The organism is Bradyrhizobium sp. USDA 336 (assembly GCF_044908355.1).
Lineage (GTDB): Bacteria > Pseudomonadota > Alphaproteobacteria > Rhizobiales > Xanthobacteraceae > Bradyrhizobium > Bradyrhizobium yuanmingense.
On record NZ_JBIYDC010000002.1, the window covers coordinates 2237157 to 2263457 of the forward strand.

At 64.1% G+C, this 26301-nt stretch carries 29 protein-coding genes; 13 read left to right on the forward strand and 16 right to left on the reverse strand.

The window, feature by feature from the left end:
* Positions 1–13: 13 nt before the first annotated feature.
* Positions 14–1234 (reverse strand): MFS transporter, encoded by a 1221-nt coding sequence (locus tag ABIA45_RS11555; protein WP_404652079.1) that lies wholly within the window; start codon positions 1232–1234, stop codon positions 14–16.
* Between the two features lie 370 nt (positions 1235–1604).
* Between ABIA45_RS11555 and ABIA45_RS11560 the strand changes: the two genes are divergently transcribed.
* Positions 1605–2060: a cupin domain-containing protein gene (locus ABIA45_RS11560; protein ID WP_271547109.1), complete on the forward strand. Its 456-nt coding sequence runs from the start codon at positions 1605–1607 to the stop codon at positions 2058–2060.
* Between the two features lie 13 nt (positions 2061–2073).
* Here ABIA45_RS11560 and ABIA45_RS11565 read toward each other — a convergent pair whose 3' ends face one another.
* Positions 2074–2652 carry a DUF308 domain-containing protein gene (locus ABIA45_RS11565; protein ID WP_275509549.1) on the reverse strand — a complete coding sequence of 193 codons (579 nt, stop codon included), beginning with the start codon at positions 2650–2652 and terminating at the stop codon, positions 2074–2076.
* Between the two features lie 77 nt (positions 2653–2729).
* Positions 2730–3314, reverse strand: a complete 585-nt coding sequence (locus ABIA45_RS11570) for a TetR/AcrR family transcriptional regulator (RefSeq protein WP_275499469.1) — start codon at positions 3312–3314, stop codon at positions 2730–2732.
* Positions 3315–3394: 80 nt separating this feature from the next.
* On the opposite strand from ABIA45_RS11570, the gene ABIA45_RS11575 reads away from it, so the two are divergent.
* Positions 3395–3901 carry a peptide deformylase gene (locus tag ABIA45_RS11575; RefSeq protein ID WP_404541650.1) on the forward strand — a complete coding sequence of 169 codons (507 nt, stop codon included), beginning with the start codon at positions 3395–3397 and terminating at the stop codon, positions 3899–3901.
* A 98-nt stretch (positions 3902–3999) separates the two neighbouring features.
* Here ABIA45_RS11575 and ABIA45_RS11580 read toward each other — a convergent pair whose 3' ends face one another.
* Entirely contained in the window at positions 4000–4644 is a 645-nt protein-coding gene (locus ABIA45_RS11580) for a hydrolase (protein WP_157284526.1), read from the reverse strand.
* A 147-nt stretch (positions 4645–4791) separates the two neighbouring features.
* Here ABIA45_RS11580 and ABIA45_RS11585 point away from each other — a divergent pair, with 147 nt between their 5' ends.
* Positions 4792–5673, forward strand: coding sequence for a LysR family transcriptional regulator (locus ABIA45_RS11585; RefSeq protein WP_157284525.1), 882 nt, complete (start codon positions 4792–4794; stop codon positions 5671–5673).
* Between the two features lie 33 nt (positions 5674–5706).
* Here ABIA45_RS11585 and ABIA45_RS11590 read toward each other — a convergent pair whose 3' ends face one another.
* Both ABIA45_RS11590 and ABIA45_RS11595 read right to left on the reverse strand, forming a co-directional pair.
* Positions 5707–6069, reverse strand: coding sequence for a helix-turn-helix transcriptional regulator (locus ABIA45_RS11590; protein WP_271547114.1), 363 nt, complete (start codon positions 6067–6069; stop codon positions 5707–5709).
* Positions 6069–6731 carry an SRPBCC family protein gene (locus tag ABIA45_RS11595; RefSeq protein ID WP_404652082.1) on the reverse strand — a complete coding sequence of 221 codons (663 nt, stop codon included), beginning with the start codon at positions 6729–6731 and terminating at the stop codon, positions 6069–6071. The genes ABIA45_RS11590 and ABIA45_RS11595 overlap by 1 nt, the downstream gene beginning before the upstream one ends.
* Before the next feature lie 168 nt (positions 6732–6899).
* Here ABIA45_RS11595 and ABIA45_RS11600 point away from each other — a divergent pair, with 168 nt between their 5' ends.
* The gene (locus ABIA45_RS11600) at positions 6900–7250 is read left to right on the forward strand and encodes a cupin domain-containing protein (protein ID WP_404652084.1); all 351 of its coding nucleotides are present in this window, start codon (positions 6900–6902) and stop codon (positions 7248–7250) included.
* A 262-nt stretch (positions 7251–7512) separates the two neighbouring features.
* Here the strand turns inward: ABIA45_RS11600 and ABIA45_RS11605 are convergent, their stop codons facing one another.
* From ABIA45_RS11605 to guaA, 3 genes are all read right to left on the reverse strand, one after another.
* Positions 7513–8766, reverse strand: a complete 1254-nt coding sequence (locus ABIA45_RS11605) for a serine hydrolase domain-containing protein (RefSeq protein ID WP_404652085.1) — start codon at positions 8764–8766, stop codon at positions 7513–7515.
* A gap of 101 nt (positions 8767–8867) precedes the next feature.
* The gene (locus tag ABIA45_RS11610) at positions 8868–9770 is read right to left on the reverse strand and encodes an HNH endonuclease (RefSeq protein WP_404541661.1); all 903 of its coding nucleotides are present in this window, start codon (positions 9768–9770) and stop codon (positions 8868–8870) included.
* A gap of 69 nt (positions 9771–9839) precedes the next feature.
* Positions 9840–11438 (reverse strand): glutamine-hydrolyzing GMP synthase, encoded by a 1599-nt coding sequence (guaA, locus tag ABIA45_RS11615; RefSeq protein ID WP_404652086.1) that lies wholly within the window; start codon positions 11436–11438, stop codon positions 9840–9842.
* A 142-nt stretch (positions 11439–11580) separates the two neighbouring features.
* Here guaA and ABIA45_RS11620 point away from each other — a divergent pair, with 142 nt between their 5' ends.
* The gene (locus tag ABIA45_RS11620; RefSeq protein WP_271547275.1) at positions 11581–11952 is read left to right on the forward strand and encodes a nuclear transport factor 2 family protein; all 372 of its coding nucleotides are present in this window, start codon (positions 11581–11583) and stop codon (positions 11950–11952) included.
* 14 nt (positions 11953–11966) lie between these two features.
* Here the strand turns inward: ABIA45_RS11620 and ABIA45_RS11625 are convergent, their stop codons facing one another.
* Entirely contained in the window at positions 11967–12419 is a 453-nt protein-coding gene (locus tag ABIA45_RS11625) for a winged helix-turn-helix transcriptional regulator (protein WP_404652087.1), read from the reverse strand.
* A 93-nt stretch (positions 12420–12512) separates the two neighbouring features.
* Here ABIA45_RS11625 and ABIA45_RS11630 point away from each other — a divergent pair, with 93 nt between their 5' ends.
* The 3 genes from ABIA45_RS11630 to ABIA45_RS11640 all read left to right on the forward strand — a co-directional run bounded on the left by ABIA45_RS11630 (position 12513) and on the right by ABIA45_RS11640 (position 14627).
* Entirely contained in the window at positions 12513–13775 is a 1263-nt protein-coding gene (locus tag ABIA45_RS11630) for an MFS transporter (protein WP_271547121.1), read from the forward strand.
* A 43-nt stretch (positions 13776–13818) separates the two neighbouring features.
* On the forward strand, positions 13819–14151 hold the full coding sequence (locus tag ABIA45_RS11635; RefSeq protein ID WP_157287776.1) for a DHCW motif cupin fold protein: 333 nt from the start codon (positions 13819–13821) through the stop codon (positions 14149–14151).
* Between the two features lie 266 nt (positions 14152–14417).
* Entirely contained in the window at positions 14418–14627 is a 210-nt protein-coding gene (locus ABIA45_RS11640) for a cold-shock protein (protein ID WP_008141931.1), read from the forward strand.
* Positions 14628–14832: 205 nt separating this feature from the next.
* Here the strand turns inward: ABIA45_RS11640 and ABIA45_RS11645 are convergent, their stop codons facing one another.
* Both ABIA45_RS11645 and ABIA45_RS11650 read right to left on the reverse strand, forming a co-directional pair.
* Positions 14833–16134: an RsmB/NOP family class I SAM-dependent RNA methyltransferase gene (locus ABIA45_RS11645; RefSeq protein ID WP_271547122.1), complete on the reverse strand. Its 1302-nt coding sequence runs from the start codon at positions 16132–16134 to the stop codon at positions 14833–14835.
* 28 nt (positions 16135–16162) lie between these two features.
* Entirely contained in the window at positions 16163–16585 is a 423-nt protein-coding gene (locus tag ABIA45_RS11650) for an MAPEG family protein (RefSeq protein ID WP_404541672.1), read from the reverse strand.
* Positions 16586–16737: 152 nt separating this feature from the next.
* Between ABIA45_RS11650 and ABIA45_RS11655 the strand changes: the two genes are divergently transcribed.
* The 3 genes from ABIA45_RS11655 to ABIA45_RS11665 all read left to right on the forward strand — a co-directional run bounded on the left by ABIA45_RS11655 (position 16738) and on the right by ABIA45_RS11665 (position 18997).
* A complete protein-coding gene (locus ABIA45_RS11655) occupies positions 16738–17352 on the forward strand; it encodes an acriflavin resistance protein (RefSeq protein ID WP_404541673.1) in 615 nt (204 codons plus the stop codon).
* 69 nt (positions 17353–17421) lie between these two features.
* Positions 17422–18264: a metallophosphoesterase gene (locus tag ABIA45_RS11660; RefSeq protein ID WP_157287768.1), complete on the forward strand. Its 843-nt coding sequence runs from the start codon at positions 17422–17424 to the stop codon at positions 18262–18264.
* Positions 18265–18466: 202 nt separating this feature from the next.
* Entirely contained in the window at positions 18467–18997 is a 531-nt protein-coding gene (locus ABIA45_RS11665) for a DUF992 domain-containing protein (protein WP_275509538.1), read from the forward strand.
* 18 nt (positions 18998–19015) lie between these two features.
* Here the strand turns inward: ABIA45_RS11665 and ABIA45_RS11670 are convergent, their stop codons facing one another.
* A complete protein-coding gene (locus tag ABIA45_RS11670; RefSeq protein WP_404652090.1) occupies positions 19016–19957 on the reverse strand; it encodes an alpha/beta fold hydrolase in 942 nt (313 codons plus the stop codon).
* Positions 19958–20186: 229 nt separating this feature from the next.
* Between ABIA45_RS11670 and ABIA45_RS11675 the strand changes: the two genes are divergently transcribed.
* Positions 20187–20783: a phasin family protein gene (locus ABIA45_RS11675; protein WP_036001015.1), complete on the forward strand. Its 597-nt coding sequence runs from the start codon at positions 20187–20189 to the stop codon at positions 20781–20783.
* 174 nt (positions 20784–20957) lie between these two features.
* Here the strand turns inward: ABIA45_RS11675 and ABIA45_RS11680 are convergent, their stop codons facing one another.
* From ABIA45_RS11680 to guaB, 3 genes are all read right to left on the reverse strand, one after another.
* On the reverse strand, positions 20958–21251 hold the full coding sequence (locus tag ABIA45_RS11680; RefSeq protein ID WP_128262189.1) for a hypothetical protein: 294 nt from the start codon (positions 21249–21251) through the stop codon (positions 20958–20960).
* Between the two features lie 257 nt (positions 21252–21508).
* On the reverse strand, positions 21509–22543 hold the full coding sequence (locus ABIA45_RS11685) for an NADP-dependent oxidoreductase (protein ID WP_404652091.1): 1035 nt from the start codon (positions 22541–22543) through the stop codon (positions 21509–21511).
* Between the two features lie 225 nt (positions 22544–22768).
* Complete coding sequence (gene guaB, locus ABIA45_RS11690) at positions 22769–24262, reverse strand: IMP dehydrogenase (protein ID WP_157287764.1); 1494 nt, start codon at positions 24260–24262, stop codon at positions 22769–22771.
* Between the two features lie 488 nt (positions 24263–24750).
* On the opposite strand from guaB, the gene ABIA45_RS11695 reads away from it, so the two are divergent.
* Positions 24751–26241, forward strand: coding sequence for an MFS transporter (locus ABIA45_RS11695; protein ID WP_275509535.1), 1491 nt, complete (start codon positions 24751–24753; stop codon positions 26239–26241).
* Positions 26242–26301 lie beyond the last annotated feature (60 nt).

Genomic DNA, 26301 nt, shown 5'->3' on the forward strand with positions numbered 1-26301 from the left:
CTCGATCTCGAATTCACGCCGCCGCCGGCGCCACCTCGCCTTGCGGCTTTGGGAAGGGGCGGAACGTCATCGCCATCAGGAAGGCCCCTAAGCCCATCGCCCAGGAGGCAATGTAGAGCCAGGCATAGCTGGAGAAGGCGTCGTAGATCAGGCCGCCGGCGAGCGGGCCGGTCGCCATGCCGAGGCTGCCGGCCATCGCCGTGCCGCCGATCACCGTGCCCATCATCTTGAGCGGGAAGTTCTCGCGGATCAGAACGGCGTAGAGCGGCATGGTGCCGGCATAGATGAAGCCGAAGATGCCGCCGACCGCATAGAACGTCGTGAGCTGTTGCGCGAAGACATAGGCGAGCGCGCCGAAGGCCTGCAGCAGCAGGCCCGAGACCAGCACGCGCTTGGCGCCGAAGCGGTCGCCCATCAGGCCGAACGCGATGCGCCCGCCGAGGCCGGCAAATCCCTCGATGCTGTAGATCGTAACCGCCGCGACCAGCGGGATGCCGCAGCTCACGGCATAGCTGACGGTGTGGATGATCGGGCCGGAATGCGTCGCGCAGCAGAAGAAGTTGGTGGCGAGCAGGATCAGAAATTGCGGCGAGCGCAGCGCCTCGCCCATCGACATCTCGTTTTGCCCGGCGGCTTCGCCGACGGGCGCGGCCGGGCCTTGCGCGAGCGCCGGCGGACGGCGCACCAGGAACGAGACCGGGATCATGATGGCGCCGACCACGAGCGCTATGATCTGCATCGAGGTGCGCCAGTCGTGGCCGGAGACGAGCCAGGCCGCCAGCGGCGACATCGTCATCGGCGCCATGCCCATGCCGGCCGACACCAGCGACACCGCAAGTCCGCGATTGGTGTCGAACCAGCCGGTGACGGTCGCCATCATCGGGGCGAAGATCGCAGCGCAAGCCGCGCCGGCCAGGAGGCCGAACACGATCTGGAACACGAGAAGCGAGGTGGCGTGGCTCGCCGCGAACAGGCTGAGCGTCAGCACGATTGATCCAGTCAGCACCACCGGCAGCGGCCCGAACCGGTCCGTCAGCGTGCCCCAGGCCATGCTGGTGAAGGCCATCGCCAGAAAGCCGATCGTCATCGCGCTGGAGATGCCGGTCACCGACCAGCCGGTGTCCTTGGCGATCGGCTGCAGGAACACTGGCAGTGAAAACATGCCGCCGATCGCAACGCAGCCGAGCAGGCCGCCGGCGGCGACGATCACCCAGCGATAGTTGGAAGAAATCATTTCAGTCTCCCGTCAGGTCTGTCTCGCGTGGAAGACGAATGGGAACTGCGCCGGCCGACAGACCGACGTCGTTTTTGCCGCACGCTTTCGTGACCTGCCAGCAAAACTCGAAAAACAACCCCATGCACAGTAGCCGGCGCCAGCGGGATCAATGACTTACCTACCAGGAACGACCAGCTCAGCGGCTCCCCTGTCCTCGTGCGACATCATCACAGATCGGTTTGACACGTCGGGCAAAACAGCCGCAGAATGACAGCATCCCACAGATATTGATCTGGTCCGATGTTCATCGTGACGATGCCTCGCGCCGCCGCGATCAGGCCGCGCGGCTGTGCTTCACGGTCTGTTGGTTGATTGCAGGGAGTCCCACATGCCAAAGATCGACGTCGCCACCGTGCCGGCCCGTAAGGGCTCCGGCTATCCGGCGCCCTTCAGCGCGCCTTGCGCCGAGCGCGTTCGCAAGCGGCTTGGCGACGCCGGAGGCCTGTCGGATTTCGGCGTCAACCTGATGCGCCTGCCGCCGGGCGGCTGGTCGAGCCAGCGGCACTGGCATTCGCACGAGGACGAGTTCGTCTACATTCTCGAAGGCGAGGTGACGCTGATCGAGGATGGCGGCGAAACCGTGCTGCGCGCCGGCGATTGCGCCGCCTTCCCCAAGGCCAGCGGCAACGGCCATCACATGATCAACAGGTCGAGCGCAACGGCGGTCTATCTCGAGATCGGCTCACGCTCGCCAGCCGACCTCATCACCTGCTCCGACATCGACATGATGAGCCCGGCAGCGGACGGCCGCTTCCTGCACAAGGACGGCACACCTTATCCGTAAGTGACATAGCGTCTCAGAGCGCCGCACTACGGCGCCAGCTGCCAACCGTGAGCCAGACCGCCGAGACCAGGAAGTAGATCGCGCCGACCGCGGCATAGCCCGCGACATTCGCAATCGACGGCACCGCGGGCATTGTGGCTTGGAAGACGAAGAAGCCGCCCGCCAGGGCCGACTGGCCACCGCTGAGCACCATGGCCCATTGCGCGCCGAAACGCTTCCAGCGCCGCACGGCCGTGCCGAGCTGAAGCAATCCGGACAGGATCGCCCAGGCTCCGAAGATTCCGAGCACCCAGTTCATGCTGACCTGCAAGGCCACGATGACCGCGATGGTGGTCGCGAGGCTGACAAGCACGTTCAGGCCTTGCGTGGGGTTCTGGTTCAAGCCGCCACTCCTGAGCGCGTCGAGATAGTTGGCGGCGGCGTCCCAGGCCGGATAGGCGACGAGCAACGTCGCTGCGATCGCCGCCGACGACGGCGCAATCGCGAAGGCCGCAATGACCCACGCGGTGGAAAATGCGGCACGCACGAAGTAGTACTGTTTGAGCCATTGCGCCTGGTCGGCCGAGTTCAAAACCATCTCGTTGCTTCTCATTGTCTGCTCCTTACCTACTAGTTGGTAGTTTACGTGCTACGCCGAAGCGCCGCCCTGCCGGGCTTAGACAGGCCTCGTCAGTGCCTGGTGGAAAGCCGCTCCAGCAGCGGCCGGGTGATGGTGCCGAAGATTTTTGGATCGCCATAAGCGCGCGCCGACAGCATCGCGCCGTGAACGGTCGCCATGAATCCCTCCGCCTCGGCCCGCGCCGTGCCGGAGAGATGGAGCCGGCCTTGCCGCTTGCCGCGCTCCATCACCGAAGCCAGCCACGACGACACGGAGCGGAAGTGGGCGCGGACTTCGAGCGCGACTTCCTCGGGCAGGATGGGAAGCTCGCTGGCAAGGAGCGCGCAGACGCAGAACGGAGCCGTCGCATCCTTGATGCACGTCTCCCAATAGGCGACATAGCTTTTGAGCTGCTCGGCGGGATCGGCGACATTGCGCTCGAGCGCCGCCAGTCCCGCCTGGGCCTCCTCGCGATAGCGCGCCACGAGGGTGCGCACCAGGTCGACCTTACTGGCAAAGTGGTGGTGGATGCTCGGCTTGCGGATGCCGACGACATCGGCGATGTCGGCGTAACTGAAGCCGTTGTAGCCGCCGGCGATGATCAGCGAGCGGGCACAGGCAAGAATGTCGTCGGCGGTCGAGGAAGCGTTGCTCATGACCGCTAAGCTACCTTCCAGTAGGTAGGTGGTCAAGCGGGAATGCTTCAATGATCCGTGAGTGAGTGGTAGGAGCCTGCATGACCATTCGGCCGATCGTCCGCTACCCCGACCGCCGGCTCGCGAGCCCTGCCCGCCCCGTCACCGCGTTCGACGATGGCTTACGCCAGCTCGCGCAGGATCTGCTCGACACGATGCGCGCCGCGCCCGGCATCGGCATCACGGCGCCGCATATCGGTGTGCCCTTGCGCGTCGTGGTGCTGGAGCTCGACGCCAAGGACGGCGCACGGACCTATGTCAATCCGGAGATCACATGGGCTTCCCCCGAGATGATCATGCATCGCGAAGGCAGCGTCTCGATGCCTGATGTCAATGACGAGGTGCAGCGACACGCGCGCGTGCACATCAGCTATCAGGACCTCGATGGCAACGTGCACACCGAGGAGTCGGAAGGCTTGCGCGCCGTCTGTCACCAGCATGAGATCGACCAGCTCGACGGCCTATTCTGGATCCAGCGGCTGTCGCGGCTGAAACGGGAACGGCTGGTCAAGAAGTTCGAGAAGATGCAGAGACGACCGGCTAAGTGAATTCGCTATGCGCCAGCGCGGAGGCCGGGCGGGCGAACTGCGCCAGCGGTCCACGCTTCGCGCAGCCGCTGGCTCCTCACCCGCTCAGATCATCCCGCTCACCGGGGCACAGGCGTGTTGAGCAATTGCTGCTCCCATAGATACGCGATGCCGCTCCCGCCGGCATGTTCCGTGATCACCTTCGTGAGCGCGACAGCTTGATCGATCCGAGCCCAGTCGCGCTGCCATTCGGCAGCGACCGCCAGCCAAGTCATCATATTCACGCCCGCCGCGATCATGCGCTGGATTGCCACCTGATGGGCCTCCACCGAAACGGCGCCAGACGCGTCGGTGACCACCGTTACATCCCAGCCTTCGCCGCGCGCCTGGATCGCCGGCATGGCGACGCAGATCTCGGTCCACAGGCCAGCGATGATGAGCTGCTTGCGGCCCGTGGCCTTGACCGCGTCCACCACCTTTCGATCTTCCCAGGTGTTGATGAAGGTCCGGTCGATCACCTCCTGGCCGGGGAAAACCTCCGTGATCTGAGGGAAAAGCAGACCACCCCGTTCAGCGATCACCGTGGTCAGGATCGTGGGGACGCGGAAGGCTTTTGCGGCCTTGGCCAGACCTGCCGTATTGTTGATCACCATCTGTGGTTCATGGCTGTTCACGTTCGCAAGCTGGTAAGGCTGGTGGTCAATTAAGACGAGCACTGAATCTTCGGGGCGGAGAAGCGAAGCAAGGCCGTTACGAAAAGTCATCTTTGCATCCTTTACTGCCGTCGTGAGCGGCATTGGTTCGGAGGCGCACGTCAGCAGCGACGTAGCCCTACACTGACATTGGCGTTCCCGGATGCGATACGATAGTGTGCCGCCGCGGAACGCTGTGTCGCCGAATGGGGAACGCTGTTGGATCTCGAAGAAATACGGACATTCGTCGAAGTTGCCGACGCCGGAGGAATTTCATCCGCTGCGGCCCGGCTGGGGGTCGCGAAATCGATCGTCAGTCGTCGGCTTCTCCGGCTCGAAGCGGAACTTGGCGTCCAACTTCTTGCAAGAACGACCCGCGGGGCCGCTCTCACGGAAGCCGGCCTCACTTTCCGAGACTATGCAGCCAGGGTCCGCGCCGAGATCGATGCAGCGAGGGAAGCGATCCTACCCGCCGGAGAGCTGCGCGGCCGCTTGCGCGTTGCAGTGCCGCTTTCTTTCGGCCCGACCCACTTCGCTCCCATCCTTGCAGAAATGGCCCGCCGCCATCCGCATCTCCAGATCCACACCTGCTACAGCGATCGCTTCGCCGATCTCATCGCGGAGGGCTATGATTGTGCGATACGGATTGGCTATCTTCAGGACTCCAATTTGATTGCGAGACGCATCGGACCAATCCACGGGAAGCTTCTCGCGAGCCCTGACTACATCAAGGCCAACGGATCGCCGGAGTCGCCGGAGGAGCTCGTCGCCCATGAGGCGCTGATGCAAGGCACCGAAGCGTGGCACCTCATGGATGGCGACAAGATCATCACGGTTCGTCCGCAGGGACGCTTCAAGGCCGACAACGGCACAGCTCTCCTCGCCGCCGCAACGGCAGGACTCGGGATCGCCTACCTTCCCGACCGCCTCACCCATGAACATGTCGCGTCCGGAGCGCTTGTGCCGGTGATGACGCGCTATCCCCCGCCTCCGGCGGGTGCCTATGTGATCCGCCCTCCGGGCCAGCATCCCGCACGGAAGATACGGGTTCTCACCGAATTGCTGATCGAGTATTGCGAGCCGGGCCCGCATCCTGCGTGAACTCGCTCCTTCACCACCAGATTCGCAACTCCCTCAAGCCCTCTTGCCGCTCCGCCTGGTGATCGGCGCTTTGCGACGCTCGCGTTTGCCGCGGGCGATCTCCGTTGCCAGCGCGTCCAGCTTCGGCTCCCAGAACGTCCTGAACTGGCCGACCCAGGCATCGACCGCTTGCAGCCCGGCCGCGTCGACCGAATAGAGACGCCTTTGCGCCTCGGCCCGGACGCTCGCAAAGCCGCTCTCGCGCAGCACCTTGAGGTGCTGCGAGACCGCCGCCTGGGTGATGCCGAACTCGGCACCGATGACTTCGACGACCTCGCCGGATGCCAACTCACCGGGCGCCAGCAGCTCGAGGATGCGGCGGCGCACGGGATCGGCGAGGACTTCGAAGGCGTGCATCAGCTTCCGGTGCCGGGATGAACGATGTCGGGCGGCGTCTCGCCGCGGTAGAACGCGATGGTGCGGTCCGAGCGCTGCCTCGCCTCGTCAGGATCGACCCCGCTTGCGACATGCGCCGCACGCCAATATTCGCCGCTCGTCGTCATGAATTCCTTGCCCTCGGGCGAGACCATCCAGGCCTCCGCCGTTTCATGATCGACCGATGCCCCGGTCGCAAGATATCGCTCCAGTCCCGCAAGCGCGAGGTCCCAGCCGATACCGACCGCACCCGGACCGAACTGATTCCAATGATCCTCGATGATCGCGGTGTGCTCAAGCGTCAGGCGCGCCTGGCTTCGCTCGGCTGTCAGGCTGACGTCGATCCAGCTCGTGGCGCCGCCGAATTCCCAGGTCGCGGCGAAATGGGTCGGCGGCGTGCAGGATGTGATGGTGCCGCCGGCATTGCCCTTGACCTGGTAGCGTCCGCCGAGCCGGAGGTCGCCCTCGACCGGCGCAAACCAGCGCGGGATCCGCTCCCTGCTGGTCACGGCGTCCCAGAGATCGTCCACGCTGGTGTCGTAGAGCCGCGTCAGCGTGACCGCGCTGGCCGGCTTGCCGTCTCTCTCGAAGCTCCTCACCGAGCGCGTCACAAGCCCCAAGACCCTGGCGACGTCGATCTGCATTTCGGTTCTCCCTGTGGTCCATCTGCCGACAAATATCGACCGCTACTAATATAAGTCAATACTTATATTTCGTGCGTTCCCACTGCGTCAACCTCCCCGCGAGCGGAACCAAACAACGGCCACGGCGTCTATTGGTGCCCTTCCAGCCCCACAAGACGGAAAGACCTCATGAAAGTTCGCAAATTCGCCATCGCTGACGCCTCGCTCGAGCGTTCACCGGGACAGGACGCCGACATCTTCGTTGCCAACATGGTCGACCAGCGCCACGGCGGACCTATCACGATCGGCTTCGGCCGCTACGCGCCGAACCAAAATCTCAAGGAGACGATGAAGGTCGACGATGTCATGATCGTCCTCGAAGGGAAGCTGTCGGTCACGGGCGACGGCAGCACCGTGACCGCGGGGCCCGGCGAGATCGTCCATATGCCGAAGGGCGAGACGGTCACGATCCGCTCGCACGAGCAAGGCGCCGTAACCGCCTATGTCACCTATCCGCATTGGCAGGAGGCGCGCGACTGAGGCACGAGCTCACCCGCGGCCCATCCCTCGAGACGCCCGCCTCTGGCGGGCCCTCAGGATGAGGTCTCGTCTTGCGGCCAGCATGGTGAGGAGCCCGCACAAGCGGGCGTCTCGAACGATGAAGGCCGAGGTCGCTACTTCAGCGGCAGCTCGTAGGGCGGATTAGCCGAAGGCGTAATCCGCCATCTGCTAACACGGCGCGACGAGAGATGGTGGATTACGCCGGCGGGCTGCGCTTCGCGCAACCGCAGGCTAATCCACCCTACCCGCCCGCCATCAGCGCCTTCGCCAGCGCCATATACGCCGGCAGCGTCACGGGATCGTTGGCGGCGTTGCCCGCCATGGGATGCGAGGCGTAGCGGGCGATCACCATCTCGGCCTTGGGATCGATGTAGATGCCCTGGCCGTAGACGCCGCGCGCCATGTAGGCGCCGTGGTCGTTGTGCGTGACCCACCATTGATTGCGGTAGGACGCGCCCGGCAGCGTGGTGTAGCCGGCCGGCTTGAATTTGTCGGGATCGCCGCCGCGCGCGATGTCCTCAACGACCGGAGACGGCACGATCTGGCGGCCGTTGAAGCGGCCGTGATTGCGCATCGTCTCGCCGAAGCGGGCGAGATCGCGCAAGGTCGTGGAGAGACCGCCGCCGCCGCTCTCGGTGCCGATGCGGTCGACGTGATAATGCGCATCCTCCTCCGCGCCCATCGGCTGCCAGATGCGCTCGGAGAGCAGATCGGACAGCGTCATGTTGCTGGCGCGCCTGACGATCCACGCCAGCACGTCGGTGTTGACGGTCTTGTAGGCAAAGGCCTTGCCGTGCTCGCCCTGCTTCTTCTGCGCGATGAGGAAATCGAAGATAGTGGTCGGGCCATCATAATCCGTCGGGATCGGCGCCATGCCGTTGGCGCGCCTGAGACCCCACACGTCCGAGTTCTTGTCGGTGTAGACCTCGGTGTAGAGCAGCCCCGTGGTCATATCCATGACCTCGTGCACGCGCGCATCGCCGAACGCGCTTGGCTTCAGCTCCGGCACATAGTCCGTGACGGGCGCCTGCGGATCGATCTTGCCCTCCGCGACCAGAATCCCCGCAAGCACACCGGTGAACGACTTCGTCACCGACATCGCAATATGGGGCTTGTGCGGCTTCAACGCGCCGAAATAGCGCTCATAGATCAGCCTGCCCCGATGCAGCACGGCGATGCCGTCGGTGTAGGTCTCCTCCAGCATCTTGTCGAACGTCATGGGTCGGCCGTCCATCGTGGTCGAGGCGACTGCGCCGATGTCCCGGTCCGCACGCGGCAGAGGCGACGCAGGTCCAGCTCCGCGCCAGACGTTCACGGTGGGCACGAGCTGGCGGATGTTGCTCCAGGCCCAGCGCAACTCGGGGAAGCTGCGGAAGGAGCCGTCCTGGAAGGTGATGAGGCGGTCGGGAGACGGAGGGAAGCCGCGCATATAGGCGAGGGTCTCGGGGTCGGTGGTGGTGGCGGTTGGGTGGGCGGCTGCAGGCGCGGCGGACATCAGGGCTAGCTCCAGAGGACGAAATAGATTCCTATCATGTCGGAGTACGGTCCACATCAAGCGCTAGCGCTAGGCTGAAGCGCGTAACTCTAGGATCTCGTCTACTGTTTGAAGCAATGCTCCCGGTGCCATTGTAGAAAATGCGGATGAGGCCGATCAGATGCCCGTCTTGGCTCGATCGCGCGACCGGACTTGTTGATGACCGATCGAACTCCCTCTGGGTCGTTTGTCTGGCGCGAGATCAGTATTTCCAAATCATCGGACAGGCTGATCAAACCACGATCGAACATCCAATGAGCTGTACCCGACAGAGCGATCCCATTGCTCACGATGTCCGGCCCGTTTACCTCCACGGGCCGAATGTGCGCCGCCGCGACCTCTGCGCGTCCCATTCCATTGATAAGCTTCAGGCCGGTGATGGCGCAGCGTTCGTCGTAGGCACGCAATACGATCCGACGAAAAACTCGGTCACGCAAAACTCTCGATACCGTTAAACTGACGCGATCACGCTGCTGCTCAAGTATAAAGGGCGCCTGCTCTCTTTCGTCGAGTTGAGACAATCGAACATCGGCATCGAGTCGGGGCAGTAGCGGTGCGCCTTCCGCAAAACCGAGTTCAACTATTCTATTGAAATCGTCCGTCGAGATTGGGCGGACTGCCGCCTGAGCACGCCCCGAAATTCGTCCGTGATCATTCAATACACCCCGCTCCACAGGACCGGTCGGTGTGTTGAAAGGGACCGGATTCGCAAAATCGAGGTAGCTTCCAGGCTCTATCAGAGCGAGGTACATTCCTGAAGTACCGGGATCGGGAAGGACCTGCTGAACGCGAGCAATCGCAAAGTAGCCCCGCGTCTCGGCGACCTTGCTTGGCTCATAATAGATGATCCAATCGCCGACGCAGCCCTGGACACGACGCAGATATTGACTGGGAAACTGATATTGCTCAGCGGGGCTGTCATCATAGATCGAGTCCGATCGATGGATGAATACCCCAAATCCCATGACTGCGCCGCATCGCCTCTACGAGAACTAACGACTTGACTCGGTTCTATTGAACCCGGGAGGAGCCCCCTACTCCCATTCAATCGTCCCGGGCGGCTTGCTCGTCACGTCGTACACCACCCTATTCACGCCCTTCACCTCGTTGATGATGCGCGTCGCCGTCTCGCCCAGAAACTTCATGTCGAACTGGTAGAAGTCCGCGGTCATGCCGTCGGTGGAGGTGACGGCGCGCAGGCCGACGACGTAGTCGTAGGTGCGGCCATCGCCCATGACGCCGACGGTCTTGACCGGGAGCAGCACGGCGAACGCCTGCCAGATCTCGTCGTAGAGACCGTGCTTCCTGATCTGGTCGATGTAGACCGCGTCCGCCTTGCGCAGGATGTCGAGCTTGTCCCTGGTGATCTCGCCGGGGCAGCGGATGGCGAGGCCCGGGCCCGGGAACGGGTGGCGGCCGACGAAGATTTCGGGGAGGCCGAGCTCGCGCCCTAACTTGCGGACCTCGTCCTTGAACAATTCGCGCAGGGGCTCGACGAGCTTCATGTTCATGCGCTCGGGGAGGCCGCCGACATTGTGGTGCGACTTGATGGTGACCGAGGGGCCGCCGGTGAAGGAGACGCTCTCGATCACATCAGGATAGAGCGTGCCTTGCGCCAGGAAATCGGCGCCGCCGATCTTCTTGGCCTCAGCCTCGAACACCTCGATGAAGAGGCGGCCGATGGTCTTGCGCTTGGCTTCAGGGTCGGTGACGCCCCCGAGTTCGCCGAGGAATTGCCTGGAGGCATCCACGTGCACGAGCGGGATGTTGTAGTGGTGGCGGAAGAGGTCGACGACCTGCTCGGCCTCGTTGAGGCGCATCAAGCCGTGGTCGACGAAGACGCAGGTGAGCTGGTCGCCGATGGCCTCGTGGATCAGCACGGCCGCCACGGCCGAATCGACGCCGCCGGAGAGGCCGCAGATCACCCTGCCCTTGCCGACCTGCGCGCGGATCTTTGCGATCTCCTCCTCGCGGAAGGCGCGCATGGTCCAGTCGCCGGTGAGGCCGGCGATCTTGCGCACGAAGTTGCGGATCAGCTTTGCGCCGTCGGGCGTGTGCACCACTTCGGGATGGAACATCAGGCCGTAATATTTGCGCTTCTCGTCCTGGATGATCGCGAACGGCGCGTTCGGCGAGGTGCCGGCGACCGAGAAGCCCGGCGGCATTTTTGTGATGCGGTCGCCATGGCTCATCCAGACCTGGTTCTTGCTGCCTGACGACCAGACGTCCGCAAACAGCTGGCTCTCGGCCTTCACCTCGACATCGGCGCGGCCGAATTCGCGGTGATGGCCGCCCTCGACCTCGCCCCCGAGCTGGGCCGCCATGGTCATCTGGCCGTAGCAGATGCCCATCACCGGCACGCCGGAGTCGAAGATCAATTGCGGAGCGCGGGGCGAGCCGGCCTCGTGGACCGATTCCGGGCCGCCGGACAGGATCACCGCTTTCGGCTTCATCTCCTCGAAGGCGGCTTCCGCCTTGTTGAACGGGACGATCTCGCAATAGACGCCGTCCTCGCGCACGCGACGCGCGATCAGCTGCGTCACCTGGCTGCCGAAGTCGACGATGAGAATCTTGTCGTGCGCCGAGGCCACCGAGGGCGTCGACGCGGAGCGGTCGTTCTGTGCTGCTGTCATGGCCAGCCAATACGCTGGTGCGGCCCGGGCCGCAACCGCGGTCGCGGCGGGCCCACATGCTTCTTTGGGCATGGACAAGACGACATATATAGGTAAGCATTATTGACCTATCATACAAAGGGGCCGATCAGGGAGAAATGCCATGTCACAGCACCATCAGCCGTCAACGCTTGCCGCGCTCGGCCGGGCTTGGGTCGAGGCCTGGAATGCGCGCGACCTCGAGCGCGTGCTCACGCTCTACGACGAGTCGGCCGTGATGACGTCTGACCGCATTCCGATGCTGGGATTCGACCCCAGCGGCACCGTGCGCGGCAAGGATGCGCTTCGCGCCTATTGGGGCAAGGCGCTTCCCCTGGTGCCGAACCTGCATTTCTCGCTGATCGACCTGTTCGTCAGCCCGGACAGCCTCGTGGTGTTCTACCAGAACGAACGGGGCAAGAAGATCTGCGAATATCTGCGGGTGAACGAGGCCGGGCTGATCGTGCAGGGCTCGGCGAACCATCTAGCGCATTGATCCGCGCAGAGACATCAGCGCTTGCGCGTGCTCACCTTCCTCACCTTCGTATCGGACCATGTCAGCGGCCGGCCGGCTCGCGACGGCAGCACCAGCTGCCCCACCCGTTGGCCGGCCTGGTCCACCAGCTCGGAATGTGCCTCGCCGCGCCCGTAGAGATGTGCCTCGCCCCATTGGCGCAGACCGACAATGACGGGAAACAAGTCGCGTCCACGCCTCGTCAGTGCGTATTCCTGATACGCGCTGCCATCGGACGCCGGAACCATCTCGAGCACGTCGAGCTCTACCAGCTTGCGCAGGCGCGCGCTGAGCATGCCCTTGGCAATGCCGAGATTCTTCTGGAAATCGCCGAACCGGCGCAGCCCGTCGAAGGCATCGCGCACGATGAGGAGCGACCACCAGTCACCGATTGCATCGAGCGCACGCGCCACCGGGCAGTCGGCCCCGGAAAAACCTGTCCGCTTCATGCTCCCACTCCGATCTGGTTCTAAAATAAGACTAGACGGCGCCGCCCGCAACTGGTCTTATAATGAGACCAGAAAGCGTGCCGGAGATGACGGATGACGAGCAATGATCTCGCCCCAGGCAACCCCAAGGATAGTGCCGGGACGGCCGGGTACGGGCTTTCCTCCGCGCTGGCGCTGCTGCTTGCGCTGGCTTGCGGCCTCAGCGTCGCCAACATCTACTTCGCCCAGCCCCTGCTCGACTCGATGGCCGCGGACCTCGGAATCGCTCCCGCAGCGATCGGCATGGTCGTGACCTTCACGCAGATCGGTTATGCGTGCGGCTTGATCTTGATCGTGCCGCTCGGCGACCTCTGGGATCGCCGTCGTCTGATCGCCGGCCAGATTGCACTGTCGGCGACCGGACTCCTGGTCGTCGGCACCGCATCCCACGCCGCTGTGCTGCTCGCGGGACTGACGCTGGTCGGCGTGCTTGCCGTGGTCGTGCAGATCCTGGTCGCCTTTGCCGCAACGCTCGCAACGCCGGACGGGCGGGGCCGCGCCATCGGGACCGTCACCAGCGGCGTCGTCGGCGGAATCCTGCTCGCGCGCTTCGCCTCGGGCGCTCTGGCCGATGTCGGCGGCTGGCGCATGGTCTACCTGGTTTCGGCCGGCCTCATGCTCGCGATGGCCGTCTTGCTGTTGCAAGTCCTGCCGCGCGGCGCGCCCACGGCAATGGCAGGCTCCTCGTATCTATCGCTGTTGCGCTCGACGGCGGCGCTGTTCGCGGAGGAGCCGATCCTGCGCGAGCGCGCCTTGTTCGCGTTCCTGATCTTCGCCGATCTCAACGTGTTCTGGACGTCGATCGTGCTTCCGCTGTCGGCGCCGCCTTTCGCGCTGTCGCACACAACGATTGGGCTGCTCGGGGTCGCCGGCTTCGCCGGAGCACTCGGCGCGCGCAACGCCGGTCGTCTCGCCGACCTTGGATGGGCCCAACGCACGACCGGACTATCGTTGGTGCTGATGCTCGGCGCCTGGGCCGCGATCGCCTGCCTGCAAGTCTCGCTCTGGTTCGTCGTCCTGGGCGTGATCATGCTGGATCTCGGGCTGCAGGCCGTACATGTGACCAGCCAGAGCCTGATCGTCGCCGCGCGTCCCGACGCAGCAAGCAGGCTGGTCGGGACCTATATGGTGTTCTATTCTATCGGCAGCGCAGCCGGCGGAATCGCGGCGACCATGGTCTACGCTGTGGCAGGTTGGAGCGGCGTTTGCATGCTGGGTTCCGGCATCAGCGCCGCGGCCCTGCTGGTCTGGGTCATCAATGCGAGCAGGATGCAAGAGGCGGCCGGCTGCACGCTGACGCCCTCGCCGCCCACGTAACGTGCACGACCACCCGACGGTGCATTCAAATCAGGATTCCCCCATGAAGCTCCCCACCTCCCCCTTTACCGTCACCGACTGGAGCAAGGTTGAGCCGACCGCGCATCCCGGCGAGAGCGGCGAGGCCACATGGCGCACGCTCAACATCGGCGAACTCCGCGTGCGGATGGTGGAGTACTCGCCGGGCTATCTCGCCGATCATTGGTGCGATCGCGGCCATGTGCTCTACGTGCTGAAGGGCGAGCTCGATTCCGAGCTGCGCGACGGCCGCAAATTCAAGCTCAAGGCGGGGATGAGCTACCAGGTATCGGACTTCGGCGACGCCGCGCACCGGTCTTCGACGACGACGGGCGCCACACTCTTCATCGTCGACTGAGGCGCACCCGGCGGTTGATTTGCACCGCAAAATAGCAAAGTGGCGCTACGTTTCGGGCCGCGGGTGGTGCCTTGAAGTGGCCCCAAATTCTCGCTATATTGTGATCATCGATACTTGGCCGAACGACTGGGCCGCTTCGCTTCGTTGCTGACGGGCGCGCACGCTTCAGATGAATTCTCCAAACATCGACTCATCAGGGACTATGGGCGCAACGCTGCGTACCGGTCTGCGTGCGTACTCAACCTAACTAACTAAAGGAAATTCCCATGGCTATGGGCACCGTGAAGTGGTTCAACACCCAAAAGGGTTATGGTTTCATCCAGCCGGATGACGGCCAGAAGGACGTGTTCGTTCACATCAGCGCCGTCGAGCGCGCTGGCCTCTCCTCCCTCAACGAGGGTCAGAAGGTCTCGTTCGACATCGTCGCCGACCGCCGCAGCGGCAAGTCGTCGGCTGACAATCTCCGCGTCGGCTAACGCCCTCGCACCGTTCTGACCGCGGACGTACCGGCAGAACGTTGGAACTCGAAAGCCCCGCGACCGGGATCGGTCTGCGGGGCTTTTGTTTTTGATGTCCTTCCGGGGCGCCCGCAGGGCGAACCCGGAATCCATTGACCCGCGGAGACCGCCGCACGATGGATTCCGGGCTCGCGCTACGCGCGCCCCGAAATGACAACGTCGATCAGCCCTTCTTCTTCAGCACCGACACGAAAAACCCATCCGTCCCGGTCCGGCGCGGTGTCATCAGCCAGCCCTCGGCGGACTGCAGCGCGGCCTCGCCAAAGGCTTCCGCCTTGTCCCAGAGCACGCTTGCGGTCTGCTCGGGCGGGACGACCGAGAACTCGCCATGTCGGCCGACGAACGCCCTCACCTGCTCGCCGTTCTCCTCCGCCAGCACCGAGCAGGTGATGTAGGCGATGCGGCCGCCCGGCTTGACCAGCGGAACCGCGCGCTCCAGCACCTCGGCCTGGTCGCGCAGGCGGATCTCCAGCGCACCGGGGCGCATCCGCCATTTGGCATCGGGGTTGCGGCGCCAGGTGCCGGTTCCGGTGCAGGGCGCGTCGATCACGACGAGGTCGGCCGTGCTGCGGATGTCGGCAAGCGATTCGGCCTCGCCCTTGGGCGTGCGGATTTCGGCGTTGTGGACGCCGGCGCGCGATAGCCGCTCGTGGATCGGCGCGAGCTGGCGCTTGTCGCGGTCGGTCGCGATCAGCCGGCCCTTGCCCTGCATCAGGGCGGCCAGCGCCAGCGTCTTGCCGCCGGCGCCAGCGCAGAGATCGATCACCTGCTCGCCGGGTTTTGCCGCGGTGAATTGGGCTGCAAGCTGCGATCCCTCATCCTGCACTTCAATTGCGCCCTTGATGAAATCCTCTTCCGCCTGGATGCCGGGGTTGCGCGCATCGGCCGAAAGCTCGATGCGCAGGCCGGTTGCGGACCAGGGCGTCGGTTTTGCATGAAGATGAGAAAGCGCCTTCAGCGCCTTGTCGCGGTTGGATTTTAGCGTATTGACACGCAGGTCCAGCGGCGCCCGGCTCGCCATCGCGGCGGCCTCCGCCGCACGGTCCTCGCCGAACACTTTTGCAAGGTGCGGGTCGAGCCACTCCGGGTAGTCGCCGGCGACGGCGGCCGGGGCGTCCTGGAGGGAGCGCGAGGCGAGCGCAGCCTGCTCGGCCTCGGTCAGCGGCGCCGGCGCAAAGCGGCTGCCGTCGAACAAGGCGCCCATGGTCGCCGTGTCCATCTTGCGCTCGAGGCGGAGCATGCCGATCAGCCGGGCCCGCGCGGTACCGGAATCCATCAGCCAGGCGCTCGAGGCGTAGCGGCGCAGCACATCCCAGACGAGGCCAGCGATGGCCGCGCGGTCGCCGGAACCGGCGAAGCGGTGCGCGGTGCCCCACTCCTTCAGCGCCTTCGCCGCGGGCACGCGGTCCCCCTCGATGGTGTCGATCAGTTCGATGGCTGCGGACAGCCGGGCAGCGGGGGTCATTCGGGTTCTTTCAAGTGGTGCGCAGCACCTAGATCAGCAGCAAAAGCTTCAGCGCGAAGTAGATCCACATCGCGAGCAGCACCAGCACGCCAGCGAGCCAGACCGTGGAGCGGCGGCCGAGATCGTTGGAGGAAACGAACACGCCGGCATGAGCAAAGCGCGTCACCACGAACACCCAGGACATCAGCACGATGAAGAAATCGGCGCGGCGCAGGGGTAATGCCAGTGCGATCAGTACGTAAAATAGCACCGGCAGCTCGAACTGGTTGCGGTAGCAATTGGCGATTTGTGTGGCGCCCTTCGGCCAGTTCGGCTCGCCGAGCGCAATGTCGCGGATCTTGGTCTCGCCGGAGACCAGGGTCTTGCGGCGCGCCAGGACCATGCCGATCAGCAGCGCGAAGGTGAGAGCGACCTGCACGAAGACCGGCAGCAGGACCATTTGAACGGACATTGGAACTTTCCCGGGAGGCGAAATGCCGCCGCCGTCATTAGCCGCGACTTTTGGCGCTGACAATGAATGACTTGAACCGGCGTTCCCGCTTCCGCGACCAACCCCAGATTGTTAAAGCGATTCGGCCCTTTGGGCCCCGAGGCGAGCCAGCCATGAATTCCTTGTCCAGCTTGTTCAGCGAAGCCGCCGCGGGCCAGCTCGGCCTCCTGATGTCGGCGCTGTCGGGGATTGCGGCAGCGCTCGCGGTCGCGTTGGCCATGACGGTCTACTTCCGCCTGAGCTATCGGACCTGGCGGGACGTCGCCCGGCATGGCCTGGCGACCTTGGCCGCGCTCGCGCTGTTCGCCTTTGCCGCCTACGACATGCGTCACGCGGCGCTCGCCTATCTCGGTCTCAACCCCTCCAAGCCCGCCGTCGAGTTCGAGATCCGCATGCCCCGGGAGATGCTGACGGCGGTGAGTGACAGCCAGATCGAGCTGCACACCGACCGCAACCAGACATTGGCGCTGGTGGACGGCGTGCGCGACCTCTCGGACGGCCGGGCCGTGCTGCGCGGCGCAGTGGTGCTCAACCACCGCACGGCCGATCGCGTTCTCGTCGTGAACCTCTCAGGCAAGGGCGTCTTCGAGTTCCGCCTCCGCCTGCCGGCCGAGCCGCATCGCTCCGGCCAGTTCGGCCCCTGGCACCTCGCCGACCGCATTGCCGCCCCGCTCGCCGGTACCATCGCCCCGCAGGACGGCTACACCATCCGCTACCGCGTGCTTTAAACTTTGTTCGCTGCGATCCATGCCCGCGCCGTCATCGTTCCGACGCGCGGCGACGGGTAGGATGATCGCATGTCCGAATTTCGTCTCACGCAGATTTCCGATACCCATCTCGGCCGGCGCTTTCCCGGCCTGATCGCCAACTTCGCGGCGATCAGCGAGCACATCGACGCCGGTAGGCCCGATCTCGTCGTCAACACCGGCGACGTCTCGTTCGACGGGCCGACCAACCGCGACGACGTCGAGTTTGCCAAAGGTCTGCACGACGCGCTGCCCGTCACCTGCCGCTATCTCCCCGGCAATCACGATATCGGGGACAATCCGACCGCGATCGGGCCGGCGCCGAAGCCGCCGGTCAGCGAGACGCACCGCCAGCAGTTCTGCGACATCATCGGCGAAGATCATTGGGCGTTTGACGCCGCGGGCTGGCGCTTCATCGGCCTCAATTCGCTGGTGATGAACTCAGGGCTCGCCTTCGAGGCCGAGCAGTTCGACTGGCTGTCTCAGGAAATCTCGCGCGTGAACGGCAGGCCGGTCGCGCTGTTCCTGCACAAGCCCCTCTTCCTCAACCTGCCCGACGATCCCGAGACGCCGGAGACGTCGATCCGCTACGTGCCGCAGCCAGCGCGGGCGCGGCTGATCGAGATGTTCGGCAAGGTCGACCTGCGTCTCATTGCCAGCGGCCACGTGCACCAGCGCCGCGACTTCACCTTCCGCAACATCCGCCACGTCTGGGCGCCGTCGGCGGGCTTCGTCATCAACGATCAGCGCCAGGACCGGATCGCGATCAAGGAGGTCGGCCTGGTCGAATACCGCTTCCAACCCGACAGTCTCGAGGTCCGCCACGTCAGGGCCGCCGGCCAAGTCGATGTCGACATCGAGGAGCTGCTGATCCAGATGGGCGACGGGCACTGATAAAATCGGCTGCGTGCAGTAGGCGCGCTTGATGTCCGCCTGCCACTCAACACCTAGCGCAGAGCCGGACACGCGTGCTCCACATCCCGAACCCGTAAGCGAGGCCTGTCTCGTGGTTCTGGAGCTTCGGCTTGCGACCAACAGGAACATCGCTGGCTCCGCGCGCATTGAAGGACGATCAGACTACGTCGATGGAGGCCCCATGACCAGGACAACGCTGAATGAAGCGAGACTGACCAATTTGGCAACGGCTTGCGCGGCCTTGGCACTCGTCCTCACGATGGTTCCGGCAACGGCGCAGGAGGCTGGGCGCTCGAGAGTCGGCACACTCACGTGCAACATATCGCCCGGAGTCGGCATGATTGTTGCGGGACAACGGCAGCTGAGCTGCATCTATGCATCGGCACGAGGCAGGGCCCGCGAGGCTTACGAAGGCACCGTCAGCACGCTTGGTCTCGACATAGGAGCCACGTCCGGCGGTCAGCTCGTTTGGACCGTGTTTGCGCCAACGACACTTCGCCAAGCAGCCTTGGCCGGAACTTATGCGGGCGCGACCGCCGGCGGCACTGTCGGCGCCGGAGTTGGTGCCAACCTCCTGGTGGGCGGCTCGGATCGTACGATCGCCTTGCAGCCGGTGTCCGTCCAGGCGCAGACAGGTGTGAACGTCGCAGCAGGCATATCAAGAATGGAATTGCGGCCGGTTGCTGCGCCTGCACGCGGCAAGGCCCAGTGACGGCCGTCGCTGCCGATCTCAGGAATTCGTCATTGAGTTGACGACCTCCACGATGGCGGCGGGGTCTGCGTACGTGACCATATGCCCGGCATTTGGAACAAGGTGAAGATCGGACCGAGGCAGTGCTTGATGTAAATTCTGCGCTTGTCTGAATTCGATCACTTGGTCCTCTGTTCCGTGGAATATCTGCACTCGCTCGCCGATGGCTGGATAATAAGCTTGGAATTGTGTCGCAGTTGGAATGAGGAGTGCACTTTCCTCCGCAGCCGCCCTCAACTGTGTGGGCCTGAGCACCAAAGACGCTGGAAATTCATTCCTGAACGTCTGCGGGACAGAACGGGGCGCAAAGATCTTGCGGAGAGCTCCTGGCAGGACGGCCCACGAAACGATCGGCGCGACAGTGTAACTGACCAAGTCGCCCAGGACCGGTATGGCTGGACCTGACATCAGCCACACGTCCAATCGGCCGGTCGGGAAATAGTACCCTGACGCAAGCACAAGACCTTGGGTCGGATAATCCTTTCGCACGGCGAGAGCGATAGCGACCAAGGCGCCCCAAGAATGGCCGAGCACAACGGGATTGCGGATTCCAAGTTGATTGAGCGCCTTCGCCAACAGAGCAGCTTGAGCTGCCGCGGTCCATATTCGGAGCCGCGGCCGCTGACTATAGCCAAAGCCTGGGCGATCGAAGCACACCACGCGATTGGTGCGGGCAAGAAGATCGACCAGACCGCTGATCGTGAAGTCCTGGATCATGGATCCGTTGCCATGGAGCAGCACGACGCAAGGAGCGGCCGGATCCCCTCGATCGACATAGTGGAGCACAACGCCGTCGCATTCGAGGAACTTGCCGATTGGTGGATTCCTCCACTCGGCCAGTTTGGAGAAGCCGATGTTACCGACGACGAGAAGCGCCAATAACAAGGCAGCGATGAGCAACACGGTTTCAGCGGTGGTCATTACTGACCCTTGATGATCGAGGGTATGAACATAGACCCGCGGTGCCAAGCAAGTGAACCAATCCATGGAGTAATTGGAAGTTGAGGCGCTCGTTCCTGCGCGCGATCGCGGAGGATTGATTAAAAATCACGTGCCCCGGAACGGTCGAGAAATGCCCACGTTGGCCGCTTAGGATCGCACCTGTGACGGAGAGGATCCGACGTCACCAACAATAACCAAGGAGCAACAGATGGCTAATCCACGCCAGGAGGAAAAGTCTACGCAAAGCCCTGAGGACACAATGCGCCGCGCCGCCGAAAGGACCGCTGAGCAAACCAGACGGATCGGCTTAGCTACCGCTGAGGCCAGCGAGGAGGTAGCCCAAGCCAGCAGTCACCTGCTGCAACAGAATGCCGAGATGTTGCAAAACAGTTGGCGCTTCGGCGTCGACATGGCCACTGTGATGTTGGGCCGGTCTGCTGATCAGCTTGGTCGCACGTTCGGTGTGACGGGCAATGAAACGGAGCAGGCAACAGAACGATCGGTCCGCAACGCTGAAGCAATCATGTACTCTACAACCGCGGTCGTCAAAGGAATGAACGGCGTCTCACGCGAGTACTTCGATTTCGTTCGACAGCAGATCGAGAGGACCATGGACCGTATGAATGAACTCTGGCGCTGCCGAACTCCGCAGGATTTGGCGGCTGTGCAGACCGATCTGATGCGCGATTCGATCAGAAGCGCCCTCGATACCAGCCGCCGGATGGCGGACATGTCTTTGAAGGTCGCTGACGATGCAGGAAACCATATTACTCAGAGTATCGAACGCATGCGGCACGCCGCCTAAAGCGCGATGCGAATAAGATGAATCGTCATCGCGCTTTAGGTTACTGTTTGAGCATGATCTTTTCGGAAAACCGCCACCCACTTTTCCGAATCATGCTGTAGCGCGCTGTCACAGCCATGGCGCACATGTGCGGCTGAACCTCAGCCGCTTTTGTGTTGTGGCCTCGCGGAAGACTCAAGCCACGCTTTTGAGATCCTGCTGGATCGCGGCGAGCAGCGATTGCAGCGCGGCGCTGTTCACCGGCTTGGCCTCGGTGCCGGCTGGCTGAGCAGCGGGGCGCTGCGCAGCTTTCACGGGACGCTTCGGGAATGGCGGAGGCGCAGGCATTGCGGCCGGGGCGAATTCGCCCTCGTCCTCGGCGTGAACGAACTTGCCATGGATGACGTCGTCGCGACGGCCCATGATGAACATGGTCGCCCAATAGCCGGCGGCCAGGAGGATGACGCAGAAAATACCAATCTCTAACATCGCAGCACCTAAAATATGCGCGATGATTCAATGCCTTCGTCCGGCCGTCAATGAACAGGCGGTCACACCTGCGGCTTTTGCGGGCAGGTGTGACCATTTGGTGACTCTTTCTTAACTATCCCCACGCGGCGTGTCGCCGCGGCGCCACGTGAGTCTCATTCCCTGTCGCCTAAAGCGCGATGAATGCGCACGCGCTTTAGGTTGTTGTTTGGGCATGATCCTTCCGGAAAACCGCTTCGCACTTTTCCGGATCATGCCTAGGCCTTGTCCGGCCCGACCCGGACCAGCTGCTTGCCGAAATTGGCCCCCTTCAGCAGGCCAATGAAGGCGCCGGGGGCGCTTTCCAGGCCCTCGGTGACGAACTCCTTGTACTTGACCTTGCCGTCGCGAACCCAGCCGGACATGTCGCGCAGGAAGTCGCCATGACGGGCGGCGAAGTCGGAGACGATGAAGCCGCGGAAGGTCAGCCGCTTGGTCAGCGTCGCGCGCATCAGGCTGGCCGCCCATTTCGGGGGCTTGGCCTCGGTGTCGTTGTAATGGGCGATCAGGCCGCACACCGGCACGCGCGCAAACGGGTTGAGCAGCGGAAACACCGCTTCGAACACGGCACCGCCCACATTTTCGAAATAGACGTCGATACCCCCAGGGCAGGCGTCCTTCAGCTTGGCGGCGAGATCGGGATCGCGGTGATCGATGCAGGCATCGAAGCCGAGCTCCTTCACCACGTAGTCGCACTTGTCCTTGCCGCCGGCGATGCCGACCGCACGGGCGCCCTTGATCTTGGCGATCTGCCCCACCGCCGAGCCGACCGCGCCGGACGCACCGGCAACGACGACGGTCTCGCCCGGTTGCGGCTTGCCGATGTCGAGCAGGCCCGTATAGGCGGTCATGCCGGGCATGCCGAGCACACCTATCGAGGTCGAGATCGGCCCGAGCTTGGGATCGACCTTGATCAGGCCCTTGCCGTTCGAGGTCGCATGGGTCTGCCAGCCCGAGCGGATGCGCACGATGTCGCCGACCGCGAAATCGGGATTGTTGGACGCCGCGACCTCGCTGACCGCCTCGCCCTCCATCACGCCGCCGACCGGCACCGGAGCTGCGTAGGACGGCCCCTCGCTCATGCGCCCGCGCATATAGGGATCGAGCGACAGCCAGATCGTGCGCAGCAGGACTTCGCCCTGCCCTGGCGTCGGAACGGGGAATTCCTCCAAACGGAAATCAGACGGCTTGGGTTCGCCGACGGGACGCGCGGCGAGAACGATGCGTTTGGCGCTATGTTGACCTTGGGCCATGGCTTCCTCCACTTTTCTGTCATTGCGAGCGAAGCGAAGCAATCAACTCGCGTCAACACAAAAGGACTGGATTGCTTCGCGCAGGCCCGATGCGCGCACGCCACATAGGCGCTGTCATGCCCCGCGAAGGCGGGGCATCCAGTACTCCTAGACAATCGTTGTTGAACCGAGAAGCCGCGGCGTACTGGATCGCCCGCCTTCGCGGGCGATGACACCGAGAAGCGCCTAACCCCCGCCCGGATAGTTCGGGCTCTCGCGCGTGATGGTGACGTCGTGGACGTGGCTTTCGCGCAGGCCTGCGCCGGTGATGCGGACGAACTGGGCCTTGTCGTGCAGCTCCTTCATGTCACGTGCACCGACATAGCCCATCGCGGCGCGCAAGCCGCCGGCGAGCTGGTGCATGACGTTGCCGACCGGGCCCTTGTATGGCACCTGGCCCTCGATGCCTTCGGGCACGAGCTTGAGCGTGTCCTTGATGTCCTGCTGGAAGTAGCGGTCGGCCGATCCACGCGCCATCGCGCCGACCGAGCCCATGCCGCGATAGGCCTTGTAGGAACGGCCCTGCCACAAAAACACTTCGCCGGGCGTCTCGTCGGTGCCGGCGAGCAGCGAACCGACCATGGCAATGTCGGCGCCGGCCGCGAGCGCTTTCGCAAGGTCGCCGGAATATTTGATGCCACCGTCAGCGATGACGGGGACATCGGCCTTCTTCGCCGCTTCGACCGCATCCATGATCGCGGTGAGCTGGGGCACACCGACGCCGGCGACGATGCGCGTGGTGCAGATCGAGCCCGGGCCGATGCCGACCTTGATACAATCCGCGCCTGCGTCGATCAGCGCCTGCGCGCCTTCCGTGGTGGCGACGTTGCCGGCGACGACCTGCACCGAATTGGACAGGCGCTTGATGCGGTTCACCGCCTGCAGCACGTGACGGGAATGGCCGTGCGCGGTGTCGACGACGACGAGGTCGACGCCGGCATCGATCAGCCGCTCGGTGCGCTCGAAGCCGGTATCGCCGACCGTGGTGGCGGCAGCGACGCGAAGACGCCCCTGCCCGTCCTTGCAGGCGAGCGGATGGGCGACCGCCTTCTCCATGTCCTTCACGGTGATGAGCCCGACGCAGCGATATTGATCGTCGACGACCAGCAGCTTCTCGATGCGGTGCTGGTGCAGCATCCGCCGCGCCTCGTCCTGATTGACATTCTCACGGACCGTGACGAGCCCCTCATGCGTCATCAGCTCGGAGACTTTTTGCCGGCGGTCGGTGGCAAAGCGCACGTCGCGGTTGGTGAGGATGCCGACCAGCTTGCCGGGCGTGTTCTTGCCGGCGCCGGTGACGACCGGAATGCCGGAGATGCCGTGGTCGCTCATCAGCTTGAGCGCGTCGTCGAGCGTGGCGTCGGGGCTGATGGTGAGCGGGTTCACCACCATGCCTGACTCGTAGCGCTTGACCTGCCGCACCTGGGCGGCCTGCCCTTCGGGATCGAAATTGCGGTGGATGACGCCGAGGCCGCCGGCCTGCGCCATGGCGATCGCCATGCGGGCCTCGGTGACGGTGTCCATGGCCGAGGCCATGATCGGGATGTTGAGCGGGATGGCGCGGGTGACGCGGGAGCGGATGTCGACCTCGCCCGGCATGACGTCGGACAGGCCAGGCTTCAACAGCACGTCGTCGAACGTAAAGGCTTCGCGGATGCCCTGAAGTTGCACCGTGGCCATCTGCCAACTCCTTCCTGCGGCCCTGCCGCAAATGCTAATGGATGAGCGCCGCCCTCGGCGTCCCTTGCGGCAACGCCTTGAGAATCGGAGCCCATCGGTGGGGTTGACGCGGGTCGATAGCACGGCCGCGTGACGAATCAAAGCAATTCGGGCCGCTGGCCAGCCATGCACAGGGGTTTTTTGGGCCGAAATCGGCGGGCACAGCCCATGCGCCAGCCCAACCCTGACCGTCATTCCGGGGCGCGACGAAGTCGCGAGCCCGGAATCCATCTGGCAGCAACGCTGCGGCCTAATAGATTCCGGGCTCGCGCCAAGGGGCGCGCCCCGGAATGACGGCGGAGCGAGAAGCGACGCCCCGGCATGACGGAGGCTGTGGGTCACACCGTTGTTACGCGGGATTTAGGTGCCATGCGTGGATCCGCAATGGCCGGCGGCGGACGGCGGTGATAAGCCGCAACTCCACCCCTCCTTCCAATTTCATTACCCTCATGGTCGACAAGCAACGCGTCATTCCGCTGATCGTGGCCACCGCTCTGTTCATGGAGAACATGGATTCGACCGTGATCGCCACCTCGCTGCCGGCGATCGCGGCCGACATCGGCACCAGCCCGCTGACGCTGAAGCTCGCGATCACCTCCTATCTGCTGTCGCTCGCGGTGTTCATTCCGGCGAGCGGCTGGACCGCCGACCGGTTCGGCGCGCGGATGGTGTTCGCGATCGCGGTCGGCGTGTTCATGGTCGGCTCGGTCGGCTGCGCGCTCTCGACCTCGGTCACGGATTTCGTGTTCGCACGCATCCTGCAAGGCATGGGCGGCGCCATGATGACGCCGGTCGGACGCCTCGTGCTGCTGCGCTCGGTCGACAAGAGCGCGCTGGTCAACGCCATGGCCTGGGTGACGGTCCCCGCCTTGATCGGCCCGGTGATCGGCCCGCCGCTCGGCGGGTTCATCACGACTTACGCATCCTGGCACTGGATCTTCCTGATCAACATCCCGATCGGGCTGCTCGGCATCTTCATGGCGCTGCGCTTCATCGATCCCATCAAGAGCGAGACGCAGGAGCCGTTCGATCTCTACGGCATGGTGCTCTCTGGGCTGGGGCTCGCAGGCATCGCCTTCGGCCTTTCCGTTGCCGGCCTCAACCTTCTGCCATGGAGCACCGTCGCCGCGTTGATCGTGGGCGGTGCGATCTCGATGACGCTCTACGTCATCCATGCGCGGCGGACCGGATCGCCGGTGCTGGACTTCTCGCTCCTGAAGCTGCCGACGCTGCGCGCCGCCGTGTTCGGCGGCTTCCTGTTCCGGCTCGGCATCGGCGCACTACCGTTCCTGCTGCCGCTCTTGATGCAGATCGGCTTCGGCCTGTCGCCGTTCCATTCCGGCCTCGTCACCTTCGCCTCCTCGCTCGGGGCCATGGGCATGAAGACGCTGGCTGCGCGGATCATCCGCACGTTCGGCTTCCGCAATTTGATGACGGTGAACGCGATCATCAGCGCGTTCTTCCTCGGCGTCTGCGCGCTGTTCACGGTGACGACGCCGCTGCTCATCATCATGGTGATCCTGGTGGTCGGCGGCTTCTTTCGCTCGCTTGAGTTCACCGCGATCAACACGGTCGCCTATGCCGACGTCGAGACCGCGCAAATGAGCCGCGCCACCACCCTCGTCAGCGTCAACCAGCAGCTCGCGATCTCGGCCGGCGTCGCCGTCGGCGCGGCCTGTGTCGAGACCACGATGTGGTTCAGCCATGTCACCGAGCTCAACGCCACGGTGTTCGCGCCGGCCTTCGTCGTGGTCGCGCTGACCTCGGCGGCCTCGAGCTGGTTCTTCTGGCAGATGCCCGCGGACGCCGGCCACGAAATTTCGGGACGCAAGGCGGTGGAGATCGCGAGCCGCAAGGGCGCCGGCAAGGGTGCGGAGAAGGCCGCGGTCAAGGCGGCATCCGAGGATACGCAGGACGTGCGGGATCAGCGACTGGGGTGAATACCTCCTCGGTCATTCCGGGGCGATGCGCAGCGTCGAACCCGGAATCCATCGCACCGC